This is a genomic window from Paenibacillus sp. D9, from assembly GCF_001188365.1.
GTDB lineage: Bacteria > Bacillota > Bacilli > Paenibacillales > Paenibacillaceae > Paenibacillus_O > Paenibacillus_O humicus.
This window is the reverse complement of record NZ_JZEJ01000001.1, coordinates 899,749-912,942: the sequence shown is the minus strand read 5'-3', so window position 1 is coordinate 912,942 and position 13,194 is coordinate 899,749. Positions and strand designations below refer to the sequence as shown.

Here is a 13,194-nt window from a genome sequence, read left to right as displayed (position 1 = left end):
TTCAGATGATTCCGGTCAGCAGGCCTCCTGCCGCTCCGGCGATGACCACGATCCAAGGCGGCAGCTTCCATGACGTCAGCATGAGATAAAGAATGGAAACGAGAGCAAAGTCGGCGGGGCCGGCAATGGCGGCAGTCCACAGCGGATCGTACAATGCGGCCAGCAAAATGCCGACTACGGCAGCGTTGATGCCGGTCATCGCCCCTTGAACCCGTGGGCTTCGGCGAAGGGAATCCCAGAACGGCAAAGCGCCGGCGACGATCAGGAACGCAGGCAGGAAGATCGCGGCGGTAGCGACTGCCGCTCCGGATAGGCCTTTGGCCATCGCTCCCAAGTAAGCGGCGAAAGTAAACAGCGGTCCCGGGACGGCCTGCGCCGCACCGTATCCGGCGAGAAAGTCTGCTTGGCTTACCAAGCCTGCCGGAACCACTTCCCGCTCCAACAGAGGCAGCACGACATGGCCGCCTCCAAATACGAGGGAGCCTGCGCGGTAAAAACGATCGAACAGCGAAATCCATCCGCTCGGATACAGCCGGCTCAGCAAGGGGAGGAAGAGAAGCAATCCGACGAAGAGCGCCAGACATGCGGCAGAGAATCTGCGGCTGATCGGGACCGCCAGGCTCGGAACATCCGTACCATCGGATTTCCCGTACAGCCCTATTCCGGCCAAACCGGCCGCCGCGATCAGCAGAACCTGACTGAATGCCGCTTGCCACATCAGCGTAATGACCGATACGAGCACGACAATGGTTGCCCTGATCCTGTCAGGCGCCAGCTTCTGTCCCATGCTTGCAATCGCCTGGGCCACAATGGCCACGGCTACGATCTTCAAGCCGTGGATCCAGCCCATGCCTCCAATATCGAATCCCTTCAGCAGAAGGGCGAAGCCTGAGAGCGCGATGACGGATGGAAGCGTAAAACCGAGCCAGGCAACGAGGCCGCCTAACAAGCCGGCTCGGACAAGGCCGATTCCGATGCCGACCTGGCTGCTCGCGGGACCGGGGAGCAGCTGGCATAGCGCGACAAGATCGGCATAGCTTCGTTCGTCCATCCACCTGCGCTTGATGATGTATTCGTGATGAAAATAGCCCAAATGGGCGACCGGACCGCCGAAAGCGGTCAAACCCAGCTTCATCGACACTTGAAGGACTTCCATGAGAGCCCGCTGTTTGTTCAGCGGAACCATTTCTGCGTTCGTACCTGGATCCATCCGTTTCACTCCGATAGATTCATAGCATTCTCGATCGCGATTGACATGTCGACGAATCGGTTCTTCCATTATGGCATGAACGAGCCGAGGATAGATTCTCGACTTTTCTATAGAAGATTAAGATTTTGTATAGATGTCGATTCGAGAACATGCATGGCCAAACGGAGAGCGGGAGATGGGGGCTGGAAGGAAGCCGTGTCGGCTTCACGGAACGATCAGAGAGCTAGTTCAGCCTCCCGCTGCGGATCAGCTGCCGCATGCGCGCATGTCTGTAGACGAAAAACAAATATACGCCGATATAGGTGGGCCAAGTCAGAAGGCCATTGCTGAAATGAAGCTCATCTTGGAAGACGGCTGTTGTTCCCGACGATCCGGCATGTACCGCCATCGTATGCCTCCATGTTTTGATGATCGTGCCGGATTCATCCGTCGACAGGACCCGGCTGCGATCATCGATGGAGAGAAACGAAATCGTATGGCTGCCGAGCGGAATGAGCTTGAACAGATCCATTCGGAGTGGATATGCCCGCGTCGACCATTGTTCAGGCAGCCGGTCCCCGCCGAGCGGCTTGAAGCCCATGAGCGGAGAGGCGACTTTTTGAAAGGTGAGAGGGGATTTCAAATGGTTCCACAGGACGTCAGGAGAAATGGGCAGATTCGATTTCATGGAGATGATCATGGTTAAGGTTCCTCCTGGCTGGTCCGGATCAAGGATGAATGCTGCCGAGCCAAAATAAAGCGGGCCGCTGGAGCGGCTCGCTTTTTTGTCGATTCATCTTCAAGAGCCGCTGCTCCGAGTTTACATGGCGAACCGGATCGTCGCAACCGACGCGGGCGGTAGCTTCACCGCAAACCCGGACTCAATCGGTTCGATGCTGTCGAGCGGCTTCAGGACAACCCGCCCGGGATTTGAAAACGTATTGGCGGCATGGATGGAGTCGCCGGCCAGAAGCTGTCCGCTGCATTCGTATCGAACGCTCGATCCGCGCAGCTCCAGCGCAATGTCCGCCGGCTTCTCCGGATGGAGGTTGTACAGGCTCACATGGATAACGCCGTCTTTGCGGGAAGCCGTTGCCCCGACCTGCGGCATCGCTGCCGAGTCCGGGCCTGCCGCATACGATCCGAACTCTCCATGCAAGGCGAGCGCTTCGGCATCCTGATGCACGGCGTATATCTGGAACGCATGGTAAGTCGGCGTCAGCAGCAGGCGGTCGCCCTCGGTCAGGACGACAGCCTGCAGCACATTGACCATCTGGGCGATATTGGCCATCCGGACCCGGTCGCAATGCTTATGGAAGAGGTGAAAATGAATGGCGGCGACGAGAGCGTCCCTCATCGTATTCTGCTGGAAGAGAAAGCCGGGATTGCTTCCCGGCTCCGCATCGAACCAGTCGCCCCATTCATCGACGATGAGCCCGACCCGCTTTTGCGGATCGTACCGGTCCATGACGGTGCTGTGGCGCGTCAGAAGCTCATCCATATGGAAAGCCCTGACGAGAGTACGGGCGTATTCCTCGGCGCCGAACTCCGTTGCCGAGCCTTTCTCCTGCCACGTTCCCGGAACGGTGTAGTAATGCAGGCTGAGGCCGTCCATTTGTCCGGCGGCCTTCTGCATCAGCACCTCGGTCCAGCGGTAATCGTCGGAATTGGCTCCGCCGGCTATTTTGTACAGCTTGTTGTCCCCGTATTGGCGGCAGTACGTCTGATATTGGCGGTACAGGTCGGCATAATGCTCCGGCAGCATATTGCCGCCGCAGCCCCAGTTCTCGTTGCCGACGCCGAAGTAGGCGAGCTTCCATGGCTTATCCCGGCCGTTCTGCCTGCGCAGATTGGCGAGAGGGGACTCGCCGTCGAACGTCATGTACTCCAGCCACTCCGACATTTCCTGTACCGTGCCGCTGCCGACATTGCCGCATATATAAGGCTCGGCTCCGATCAGCTCGCATAGGCGGAAAAACTCGTGCGTTCCGAAATGATTGTTCTCGACGACGCCGCCCCAGTGGGTGTTGATCATCTCCTTGCGCGACTCGCGGGGGCCGATGCCGTCCCGCCAATGGTATTCGTCGGCGAAGCAGCCTCCGGGCCACCTCAGCACCGGAATATGGAGCTTACGCAGCGCTTCCAGAACATCGTTGCGGATTCCGTCCGTATTCGGGATGGGAGAGTCTTCTCCGACCCAGAGACCTTCATAGATGCAGCGCCCGAGATGCTCGGCAAAATGCCCGTATAGATTGCGGTTGATCGTACCCGTTGTCCAATCGGTATGTACGACGGCTTTCAACATGGTGATTCTCCTCTCAAATTTGAGCGTGCGCTTCTGCTTGAACGGCCAGTACCCAGCTTGCGCGCTTGCCGGCCGAAGGGTGCGGACAATGACTCGTCTTGAGCCTGGCGCGGATGGCAACGAGGCAGCCGCAGTGCATGCAAGTCGTCCCATAAGACAAGCTCTCGCATGAGCCGCACGCGGACAGCCGCTGTTCGTACAGAAATTCGGACACGCTGTCTTCGGGACGAATCTTGGCCAAGATTCTCGCTAGATGCGATTCCGGAACGGCGACGCTCTCGCGGCAGCCTTTGCACAAGCTTTCGCTGCCGGCTGCCCTATCGGCCTCTCGGGCGATGTTTCGGTCTCGGGTCTGCATGCTCTCCGACATGCTTCCAGCCTCCTTTTTGTATACGCTTTCTCTATCGTTCTGGTATGATTATATCGGTCTACAGCGGCTTTAAACCATCCATTATGATCTTCTAAAAACTGACCTATCGTGCTGAGAGAGGAGAATGTCAGCCTTGTTCCATCTGGTCAGCTGCGGATACCATTATGTACATCCAGGCGGGCTTGCCATCGATCGTCCCCGCGGCGCGGGCAACTTCGCGTTCGTCTTCTTCCGCAGCAAGTCGGAAGTCATCGTGGAAGGAGTCCGCACGGTCGTCCCGTCCGGCACCCATATTTTGTTCCATCCCGAATCTTCCCATCGTTATGCCGGAATCGAGCCGCCTTTCGTCAACGATTGGCTTCACTGCGAGGGCGCGGGAATGGAGGAATGGCTTCGGGATATCCACTACCCGATCAACCAGCCCGTAAAGGCGATCGATTCCCACCTCATCTCCAGATGCATCATCGAGCTGCAGAGGATCAGCAGCCATGGAGGACAGCTTGCAGCCTCCATACTGGATCTTGAACTCCGAAGCCTGTTCATGAAGATCTGCAATTCGAAGGGAGGCTGGACGCTTCCGGAAGGGCAGAACCATTACTACGGAGCATTTGTCGACTTGCGGAGCGAGCTCCATAATTCGCCTCAGATCCGAGTCTCCGTGGAAGAGCTCGCAGCGCGCGTCAATATGAGCAAATCGTACTTCCAGCATGTGTACAAGCAGTTTTTCGGGGTGTCGGTCATGGCCGACATCATCAGAGGGAGACTGGAGTATGCCCAGTATCTGCTCGTGAACAGCCGTCTGTCTGTAGCGGAGATATCGGGAATATGCGGATACGACAATGACACCCACTTCATGCGCCAGTTCAAGAAATTCATCGGCGTCACACCGAGGGGATACAGGGTGTCCAGTCTCGAAAAGAAGCCGTAACCGCTGCGGCGCTCCGCAACTGAATTCCGGCATAGCAGCTTACGCCTGCGCTCCGCTCAGCGATCGCCGATCGTCCGATGCTTCCTGCGGAATTCCCGCGGCCGGCAGCCGGTATGCTTGGCGAAGGTGCGCACGAAGAAGGGGAAGGAGCCGAAGCCCACTTCCTCGGCAATGGAGCCGACGGGCTCGTCGGTATGGATGAGGCGCAGCTTGGCCTGCTCGATCCGATACCGGGTCAGGTAGGACAGCGGGGTGCAGCCGAATACGCTGCGCATGCAGCGGGAGATGTAGTTCGGATGAAAGTGGACCGCCTGCGCCAGATCTCCATAGGAGATCGGCTCGCGGTAATGCTGGCGAAGATAGGAAGCCGCCTGCTCCGCTATCGCAAGACGAGGGTTCGCGGGCGGCTGCATAACGGCGCCTTGAAGCAGCGTCAGCAGCATGTCCTGGAATAAGTTCTGCTGCTTCAGACGGTCGAGCGCGGAAGGCTCGTCCAGCAGCTGGTTCAGCTGGCGCAGCAGGCTGTAGACGGAATCGGGCTGGAAGATGCTGCCGAACCGGGGAAGCTGAAAGGCGAATTGATGGATGCGGATGAAAGGATCGTCGGTCGTCACGGCGTGCGGCTCCACACTTTCGGCCGTCTCGCTCCAGGCTCCGAGAGTATGCAGATGAACCCAGAAAAAATGCGTTTCAGTGCTGCAAGGCCTGTAGGAGCGGTGAGCGCGATCCGGCCTCAGCAGCAAGTATTGGCCGGCAGCCACATCGAACGAAGACTGCTCTTCGGCGACATAGAGGCAGCCCTTCGCGACGACGAGAAGGTCGAACACGCCGATGTCCCTCCGCGCGGGATGGCTGCGTCCAGGCATATACGAATCTTCGCCGCTGAAGATGTAATGAGGCAGCGGCGGCGCGACAAAACGTATTTCCGACATAACCGTCTCCTTCATGCAAAATCAATTTGTCCAAGTAAATGCTTATTATATCAGAGCTTGTTGCTTCCGCTAAAGTCCAGATCGGACAAATAGATGTTGTCTTTCGATCTTATCGGCATGCATCGGCCTATGCTATATTCCCCTGGTAATCCTACCGAAAGGGGAATCGGGAATGAGCTTGAACAGTTCGGCATACGAGGCGCTGCCGCTTGGCCGCGTTCTGCCGCTTGGCTGGATGAAGGATCAGCTGCGGCTGCAGGCGGACGGCCTGACGGGTCATTTGGAGGAGCATTGGGACGATGTCGGTCCCGGCAACGGCTGGATCGGAGGCTCGGGGGAAAGCTGGGAGCGCGGGCCCTATTACTTGGACGGGCTCGTACCGCTCGCCTATCTGCTTCAGGATGAGCGCCTGATCGCCAAGGCCCGGCGCTGGATCGAATGGTCGCTGGCCAGCCAGCGGGAGGACGGCTCCTTCGGCCCGGACCGGATACAGTCTGTCAACGAGGATATCGATAAAAGCCAGGATTGGTGGCATTACATGATCATGATGAAGGTCATGATCCAGTACGAGGAAGCGACCGGCGACAACCGCATCGTTCCTTTCCTCATCCGATTTTTCCGGTATATGCATATGAACATGCACCACCATCCGCTCAAGAACTGGGCCGTTCCGCGCGGAGCGGAGCTGATGCTTGCCCTTCACTGGACATACGGCAGGACCAAGGAGCCTTTTCTTCTGGAGCTGTCGCAAACAGTTTCGGAACAAACGACGGACTGGACCGCCATTCTGGATCGTTTTCCGTTCTGGCGGAAGGTCGAGCACTGGGATCACCGCACGCATGTCGTCAACGTGGCGATGGGAATCAAGACGCCGGGCCTGCTCTACGAGCTGACAGGCGACGAGAAGCTCCGATCGGCCGTCCACCGCGGCATCGACAGCCTGATGGCTTATCACGGCCAGGCCCATGGCATGTTCTCCGGCGATGAATGGCTGTCCGGAACGCATCCTTCCCAAGGCGTGGAGTTATGCGCCGTCGTCGAGTACATGTTCACCTTGGAGCAATTGGTTCGCATTTTTGGGGATGGACGGTTCGGAGACATCCTGGAGAAGGTCGCCTTCAACGCGCTTCCTGCAGCGATATCGGCCGATTGGACTTCCCATCAATACGACCAGCAGGTCAACCAGATCATCTGCAACGTAGCCAAACGGGACTGGAGCAACGGCGACGAGGCCAATCTGTTCGGCCTGGAGCCGAACTTCGGCTGCTGTACGGCCAATATGCATCAAGGCTGGCCCAAGCTGGCCGCGCATGCCTGGATGTCGGACCGCCGAGGCGGACTTGCCGCCGTCTCTTACATTCCATGCATCGTGAAGGCCGTTGTCGGGAGCGGCAGCGAAGCCGAGCTGACCGTCGGCGGCGGGTATCCGTTCCGCGAGAACGTCTCCATCGGATTGTCGCTCGCCGGACCGGAGAAGTTCGCCCTGCATCTGCGCATCCCGGCTTGGTGCGCGGAGCCGGCGCTGTCCATCAACGGCAAGCATGTGCAGCTGCAGGTTGACCATGGCTTTGCGCTCGTGGAGCGGGAGTGGAACGACGGCGATGCCGTCGAGCTGAGTCTGCCGATGAAGGTCGAGCTGATCTCGCGCAATCTGTATGCGCTCAGCGTGGAACGCGGCCCGCTTGTATACGCGCTTCCCATTGGCGAGAACTGGCTGCCGCATATCTCTCGGGAGAAATTCAGCGATTGGGAGATCTATCCGACGACAGCATGGCGGTACGGGCTTGTCGAAGGCGCGGGCTTCGAATTCGCGAGCGGAGAGATTCCTTCCCAGCCTTTCCTCGCGGAGCAGTCTCCCGTCAAGCTGAAGACCAAGGGCAGGCTCGTCCGCAATTGGCCGATGGCAGGGAACAATGCGGATTCCCCGCCTCTGAATCCCGATGCGGAAGGGCAGAAGGAACAAGAGATCATCCTCGTTCCTTACGGCGGCGCGAAGCTTCGGGTCGGGGAGTTTCCAACCATTCGATCGCAACCGGATCGAGCTCAGCGACCGGCAAGCAGGGCAGAAGCTCATCTATGACGCCGGGACTTCCTATCGGCTATGGATGATTTGGAACAACGAAGCGGCCGAAGGCTTCTTCTGTCCGGAGCCCCAGATCAATCTGGTCAACGCTCCGAACGTCGGCATGGATCCCGAAGCCATCGGCCTCGTCTCTTTGAAGCCGGGAGAGATATGGGAAGAGACTTCACGCCTCTACGTCCTTGAAATGTAAGCCGCAAGGAAAGGACGATTGGCTGTGACAAGAGCTTGTTTTCGGAAGGACTAAAGCGATTCACGCAGCCAGACGGCCATCTCGCCAGAACGCCGGTTGCCCCAGAGAGCATAAGGGACAAAGGTGAGCCTGCAGGATTCGACAACGGGTGGAGAGTGACGATACAGGGAAGTTTCCTCCTCCAGCGGAGCACGCAGCCTCTCGCCGCGAGCCTGCAGCAGTACTGCTCCGGTGCTCCACTCAGAAGGAACCTCCGTAATCTCGGAAACTGAAGGCAGCGAGAGCGCGGCCAGAGGGGCCTCGTTGTCGGCTTCCTCCAGGCAGTAGATCATCGGACCGCGCTGCAGCGCTACCTTGCCGACATCAGCCCGAAGCTGCGGATGGCTGTAAATCCGCCGGGGCTCCATGGCAAAGCCGATGTCGATGACGTCGCCCTGCTCCCAGCGCCTGTACAGATAAGCATACCCGCTCCTGATGTCCGGATCGGCCTCCTGCCCGTTGATTTCGAGGCGGAGGGTGCTGGACCAGGCAGGCATCCGAAGCGCAATGGAGAACGGGTTGCCGGCTGGGAGATCCGTGATGGTCAGGCTCGCTTCCGGCTTCCACGGAATTCCGCTCTCCAGCTTGATGGCCGCCTTGCCGCCGACGAGCTGGACTTCAGCCTCGCTGCCGATATACAGATGAACATAAAGGTTCTCGTTATCCGATGTGAAAATATAATGTCCCAGGGAAGAGAGGAGCCGCGCGGCATTGGGCGGACAGCAGGCGCAGCCATACCAGGCTTGCCTTTCCGTTTTGATATGGTGCTTGCCGGGATTCCCTCTGCTGGCCTCCGGCCAGACTTCCATCGGGTTGACGTAGAAATAATGCTTGCCGTCTGCCGACATGCCGGAAGAGACCGTGTTGTACAGCGCAAGCTCCATAATATCTCCATACTCGCTGCTGACTTCGAGCAGAAGCATGCGCCGGGCAAAGAAGATCAGCCCGATCGAGGCGCATGTCTCCGAATAGTTCGTGTCGTTGGGCAGATCGTAGTCGATTGTAAACGCTTCCCCGATGGGAGTGGACCCGATGCCGCCCGTCACGTACATCTGCTTATGGACGATGCTGCTCCACAGCTTCCTGCAGGCAGCCAGCAGTCCTTCGTCCTGGCGCAGCCTGGCCAGGTCGGCCATCGCAGCGTACATATAGACAGCCCGGACGGCATGGCCGACCGCCGTTTCCTGCTCCCTGACGGGCAGATGGGCTTGATGGTAGTGCAGAGAGGGCGGGGTTTTCTGTACGCCTGGATGCCAGTGGCTGGTACGGCCGCGCTTTTCCCATTCCAGATGGAAGAAGTCCGGCTTCTGTCCTCGCTCGTCGATGAAGAAGCCGGCCAGATCCAAGTACTTCCGCTCGCCTGTGGCTTCGTACAGCCTGACGAGCGCAAGCTCGATTTCCTGGTGGCCGTCATAGCCGCGGAGCTTGCCCGGCTCGGGTCCGAATACGAAGTCGATATGGTCCGCGAGCTTGACGGCGATGTTGAGCAGGTCCGTCTTTCCTGTGCAGGAATAGCGGGCCGCAGCGGCTTCGATGAAGTGTCCCGCAGAGTACAGCTCGTGGCAGTCGGCCAGATTGGTCCACCTCTTGCCGGGTTCGGCCACCGTGAAGTAGGTATTGAGATAGCCGTCGGCCTGCTGGGCGGCTCCGATGAGCCTGGCCGCTTCTTCCACTTGACGCTCCAGCTCCGGGTCGAAGGCCGATCCGAGTTGATAGGATGCGGCTTCAAGCCATTTGTAGAGATCCGTGTCCTGAAAGACGAAGCCTTCGAAGCGTCCTTCCTGGAGCCCTGCTGCAATACGGAAGTTCGCTATCGCCCGGCTGGGCTCGGCGCCTGCGATCCGGTCATGGAGAGCCTCCCACTGATAGGGAAGAACGGTATTCCGCACCAGTCTCTGATAGGGGGTCCAGTAGCCATCCTCGACGCGGACGCTCGTTCCAGGCTTCGTCGCGTTATTATCGCTCATCGTGGAATTCTCCTTCATGCAAGGATTCGCGGCCGCTGCTGCGGCTCGCTGATTCCATCATAAAAAAACGGAGACGCCTTTGTCGGCAGGCAATCCCGTAGATTAAGTGTCAAAAACGGACTTCATGGCGGAAAGCCTCGGAGGTGGAGGATGGATTATTTGCCCTTGCATTTGCGTCAGCCTTACCGGTTTCATGAAGGGGGAAGGTTTATTTCCGACGAGGATTGGTCCCATATGGATCGAATCATTGAGGACCATGAACTGATGATCGGGGTTTCCGGAGTCGTATTCCTGGAAGTGGACGGCCGCTTGCTGGAGCTGAGGGAAAGCGACATCCTGATTTTGTTTCCAGGGCAGCGTCACCGCGGGTACAAGCTTTCCGCTCCTGGCGTTTCCTTCTACTGGTTCCACTTCGATCCTGCCGAGCCGCCATCGGGGGAGCCTCAAAGCCTGATCCCTCGCCATGCGCGCTGCTCCTTTCCGAGCCGGGTTCATATTCTGGCCAGGCAGCTGCTTCACGCGGCCAGTGGAGGATATGCCATCGCGGCTGCGGGCGACTATTTTCTGACCTCTCTGCTGATCGAGCTGGGAGAGCAGCTCCATGATTCGGCCGGGCTGCAGGAGACGGATCCGCGGCTGGCCGAGCTGCTGGCCTGGATAAGGCTGCATGCTCATGAAAGGCCGATCTCCCTCGAATTCGCAGCCAGTCGGATCGGCTACAACAAAGACTATCTGGCCCGCCTGTTCAAGCACAAGTTCGGGGTCAGCCTGCTGGCCTATGTCCACGCCTTGAAGCTGGACGCCTCCAAGAATCTGCTGGCAGGCAGCCGGCTCGGAGTCAAGGAAGTAGCGGAAAAAGTCGGGGCAGGGGACGACAAGCAATTTTCGAAGTGGTTCAAGAAAAAGACCGGTTTGACCCCGACAGCCTACCGGCTTTCCTTTTCTGGCACGACGCTGAACAATCGTTGAGGCTGAATCCATATGGGATAATCGATGTCTTTCCATGCATCCGACCAAGCAAGAAACCGTCGTCTTCGGTCATGCCTGCAAATGCTTTTCCAGCCACCCTGCAGGTGTTCAATCATTAAAAGCTAGGCTTGTTCTCCTTCGGCCGCCGCAGCCCGCTCGGCTCCTTGGCCCCGAAGCTTGCGGACAAGCGGGGGAAGAGAAGTCAAATAAAACGCGCTGACAGCCACCGTGCATAGGGCAACCGAATAATGCAGCCAAGCAATGGAGATCCAAGCCGGAAAAGCAAAGGCGATAAACCCGAGGGAAAGCGAATGGCCGAGCATCATGACCGGTTCGATCAAAGCGTTGACACGGCCCATTCGATCCGGAGGCACCAGCTCCGGCATCCAGCTCCCGAGCGCGATGTTGATCGGGGCGATGGCGATTCCGGCGAAAAGGATGAGGATGAAATAGATTTCGATTCGCTCGGCCATTCCGAGTCCGGCAATAAGCAGGCTGGAGAGGAATAGGCCGCCGATCAGAATCGGAGCTCTCGTCAGGCGGCGTATCATCCATGGGCCGAGCAGGCTGCCGATGAGGAAGCCAATTCCGAGGAAGACCGTAATCAGCGAGGAGTGGACGACGTATTGATCGGGACTCAGCTTGTATTTCATGGCAAAGAGGGGGAGCACGGCGAACACGCCGTTGACCAGGCCGAAAAACAGAAATCCGCTGATCAGGACCACTAACAGCCGATTGCCCATCAGATACCGGAGGCCTTGCCAAAATTCCTTGAGAAGCAGGGAGAAGCGGAGATCTCGGAGACGGCTCATTCCGTTCGGAGTGCGGGCATGGGCAGGGAAATCCCCCCTCGAAATCAACAGGCCGGAGACGAGGAAGCTGACGGCATCCACGATGATAGCGCCTTCAATTCCGATGAAATGATAGGCGGCCGCGCCGAGGCTCATGCCGAAAAGCATGAACATGCCCAGCACCATTTGATTGAGGCCCGATGCCTGTACATAAGCGTCCTGAGGGATGCTGCCTTGCAGCAGCCCCATTTCGGCGGGACCGAAAAACTTGGAGATCGCGCTGCGGAGAAACAAAACCAGAAAGCAGGCGAACAGCAGGTCGGAATGGACGAACAGAAGCAGCAGCGCGGTAAGGCCCGCCCGTATCCAGTCGCTGTACGCCGCGATGATCTTGCGGTCGAATCGATCCGCAATGACGCCGACGATCCAGAATACCGCCAGTGTCGGCAGAGAGTACATAAGCTCGGCCGTCGTCGCCAGCGAAGGCTTTTCGCTGTACCGGTCGACCAGATAGAAGGCGAATGCCATATTGCCGACTACGCTGCCCAGCTGCGATGAGAAGGCCGCGAAGAACAGCTTGTTGAACGTCGAATTGCGAAACAGCGTCTTCATAGCGTTTCCTCTCTGGATGGCCGGCGGCTGTCCGTCGCAGGCCGAAGCAGAGACTTCAAATAGTCCAGAAGCGCTTCGATCTGCATCGGGGAATTCGCCTTGGCGGCTCCAACCGCGTAGGTATGCGTTACAATGCCCTCTTGAAAAGAAGCGGCAAGCCGGGATATGTCCAGCACGCCCAGCACGGGATTGAATTCCCCGCGGTCGATGCCGGTTTGGAGAAGCTCAGCGAATTGAACGATGCCCTTCTCGTAGCGGCGGCGAAGAAGCTCGCGGCGCGCCTCATCTCTCCAGCCGACCAGGAAATACTCGTAGAATGCCGGCATGAGGCCGCGATCCGATGAACTCGCCCATTCATTCAACCGCATGGAATACGAAGCGGAGATCAGCTCCCATACCGATGTCGACGATGCCTCAAGCCCTGCAAGGTACCGTTCGTGATCGGCATCCTGATGGTCCAGGAGCGCCTCAAAAATTTCCTCCTTGGTCGGATAGTACAAATAAATCCATCCTCGGCTCATTCCGGCTTCCTCGATGATATCCTTGAGTGTCGCAGCTCCGAACCCTTTCTCGGCAAATACGCGCTTCGCCGCTTCAAGGATTTGTTGCCTTCGACGTTCTTTGCGTTCGTCAGATAGTTTGGGCGACATTCCTGTATCCTCCCACAAAATGAACTTCGTGTCATTTTGAGTATAGGGAAAACGGCTTCCAGTTTCAACTCTGTTTTCCATCCAAAACCAGTTGGCGGCATAGACAGCCATGATACAATGGTGATATTTGGAGATGCCAAGCCTGGATATATCCGGAAGGAGAGTGTTG

11 protein-coding genes and 1 pseudogene are annotated in these 13,194 nt (G+C 58.0%); 4 read left to right on the top strand and 8 right to left on the bottom strand.

Annotation, left to right across the window (positions count from 1 at the left end; all coding sequences use genetic code 11):
• Window position 1 precedes the first annotated feature (1 nt).
• The 4 genes from chrA to VE23_RS04240 all read right to left on the bottom strand — a co-directional run bounded on the left by chrA (window position 2) and on the right by VE23_RS04240 (window position 3,864).
• Complete coding sequence (gene chrA / locus VE23_RS04255) at window positions 2-1,210, bottom strand: chromate efflux transporter (protein ID WP_232316796.1); 1,209 nt, start codon at window positions 1,208-1,210, stop codon at window positions 2-4.
• A 223-nt stretch (window positions 1,211-1,433) separates the two neighbouring features.
• Complete coding sequence (locus VE23_RS04250) at window positions 1,434-1,889, bottom strand: hypothetical protein (RefSeq protein WP_049867376.1); 456 nt, start codon at window positions 1,887-1,889, stop codon at window positions 1,434-1,436.
• 120 nt (window positions 1,890-2,009) lie between these two features.
• Window positions 2,010-3,494, bottom strand: coding sequence for an alpha-N-arabinofuranosidase (locus tag VE23_RS27605; protein ID WP_049867375.1), 1,485 nt, complete (start codon window positions 3,492-3,494; stop codon window positions 2,010-2,012).
• Window positions 3,495-3,507: 13 nt separating this feature from the next.
• Window positions 3,508-3,864, bottom strand: a complete 357-nt coding sequence (locus tag VE23_RS04240; RefSeq protein ID WP_174806331.1) for a DUF6171 family protein — start codon at window positions 3,862-3,864, stop codon at window positions 3,508-3,510.
• 133 nt (window positions 3,865-3,997) lie between these two features.
• On the opposite strand from VE23_RS04240, the gene VE23_RS04235 reads away from it, so the two are divergent.
• The gene (locus tag VE23_RS04235; protein WP_232316793.1) at window positions 3,998-4,792 is read left to right on the top strand and encodes a helix-turn-helix domain-containing protein; all 795 of its coding nucleotides are present in this window, start codon (window positions 3,998-4,000) and stop codon (window positions 4,790-4,792) included.
• A 56-nt stretch (window positions 4,793-4,848) separates the two neighbouring features.
• Here the strand turns inward: VE23_RS04235 and VE23_RS04230 are convergent, their stop codons facing one another.
• Window positions 4,849-5,724 carry a helix-turn-helix transcriptional regulator gene (locus tag VE23_RS04230; protein ID WP_049867374.1) on the bottom strand — a complete coding sequence of 292 codons (876 nt, stop codon included), beginning with the start codon at window positions 5,722-5,724 and terminating at the stop codon, window positions 4,849-4,851.
• A 172-nt stretch (window positions 5,725-5,896) separates the two neighbouring features.
• Between VE23_RS04230 and VE23_RS04225 the strand changes: the two genes are divergently transcribed.
• Window positions 5,897-7,804, top strand: a complete 1,908-nt coding sequence (locus VE23_RS04225) for a beta-L-arabinofuranosidase domain-containing protein (protein ID WP_049867373.1) — start codon at window positions 5,897-5,899, stop codon at window positions 7,802-7,804.
• Window positions 7,752-7,997 (top strand): annotated as a pseudogene (locus tag VE23_RS25685) (aldose 1-epimerase); the annotation flags it as partial. The gene VE23_RS04225 and the pseudogene VE23_RS25685, both read left to right, overlap by 53 nt.
• 50 nt (window positions 7,998-8,047) lie before the next feature.
• Here VE23_RS25685 and VE23_RS04220 read toward each other — a convergent pair.
• Complete coding sequence (locus VE23_RS04220; RefSeq protein ID WP_157053902.1) at window positions 8,048-10,003, bottom strand: glycoside hydrolase family 127 protein; 1,956 nt, start codon at window positions 10,001-10,003, stop codon at window positions 8,048-8,050.
• A 234-nt stretch (window positions 10,004-10,237) separates the two neighbouring features.
• Here VE23_RS04220 and VE23_RS04215 point away from each other — a divergent pair, with 234 nt between their 5' ends.
• Window positions 10,238-10,972: a helix-turn-helix domain-containing protein gene (locus VE23_RS04215; protein ID WP_198156132.1), complete on the top strand. Its 735-nt coding sequence runs from the start codon at window positions 10,238-10,240 to the stop codon at window positions 10,970-10,972.
• A 122-nt stretch (window positions 10,973-11,094) separates the two neighbouring features.
• Here VE23_RS04215 and VE23_RS04210 read toward each other — a convergent pair whose 3' ends face one another.
• Window positions 11,095-12,375, bottom strand: a complete 1,281-nt coding sequence (locus VE23_RS04210; protein ID WP_049867370.1) for an MFS transporter — start codon at window positions 12,373-12,375, stop codon at window positions 11,095-11,097.
• Window positions 12,372-13,025 (bottom strand): TetR family transcriptional regulator, encoded by a 654-nt coding sequence (locus VE23_RS04205; protein WP_049867369.1) that lies wholly within the window; start codon window positions 13,023-13,025, stop codon window positions 12,372-12,374. The genes VE23_RS04210 and VE23_RS04205 overlap by 4 nt, the downstream gene beginning before the upstream one ends.
• Window positions 13,026-13,194: the final 169 nt, after the last annotated feature.

What these genes read in the sequence shown, in the direction of transcription:
- VE23_RS04250 (WP_049867376.1), bottom strand. Translation starts at nt 1,889, where the DNA reads ATGATCATCTCCATGAAATCGAATCTGCCCATTTCTCCTGACGTCCTG.
- VE23_RS04230 (WP_049867374.1), bottom strand. Translation starts at nt 5,724, where the DNA reads ATGTCGGAAATACGTTTTGTCGCGCCGCCGCTGCCTCATTACATCTTC.
- chrA (WP_232316796.1), bottom strand. Translation starts at nt 1,210, where the DNA reads ATGGATCCAGGTACGAACGCAGAAATGGTTCCGCTGAACAAACAGCGG.
- VE23_RS04205 (WP_049867369.1), bottom strand. Translation starts at nt 13,025, where the DNA reads ATGTCGCCCAAACTATCTGACGAACGCAAAGAACGTCGAAGGCAACAA.
- VE23_RS27605 (WP_049867375.1), bottom strand. Translation starts at nt 3,494, where the DNA reads ATGTTGAAAGCCGTCGTACATACCGATTGGACAACGGGTACGATCAAC.
- VE23_RS04225 (WP_049867373.1), top strand. Translation starts at nt 5,897, where the DNA reads ATGAGCTTGAACAGTTCGGCATACGAGGCGCTGCCGCTTGGCCGCGTT.
- VE23_RS04240 (WP_174806331.1), bottom strand. Translation starts at nt 3,864, where the DNA reads ATGTCGGAGAGCATGCAGACCCGAGACCGAAACATCGCCCGAGAGGCC.
- VE23_RS04220 (WP_157053902.1), bottom strand. Translation starts at nt 10,003, where the DNA reads ATGAGCGATAATAACGCGACGAAGCCTGGAACGAGCGTCCGCGTCGAG.
- VE23_RS04210 (WP_049867370.1), bottom strand. Translation starts at nt 12,375, where the DNA reads ATGAAGACGCTGTTTCGCAATTCGACGTTCAACAAGCTGTTCTTCGCG.
- VE23_RS04215 (WP_198156132.1), top strand. Translation starts at nt 10,238, where the DNA reads ATGGATCGAATCATTGAGGACCATGAACTGATGATCGGGGTTTCCGGA.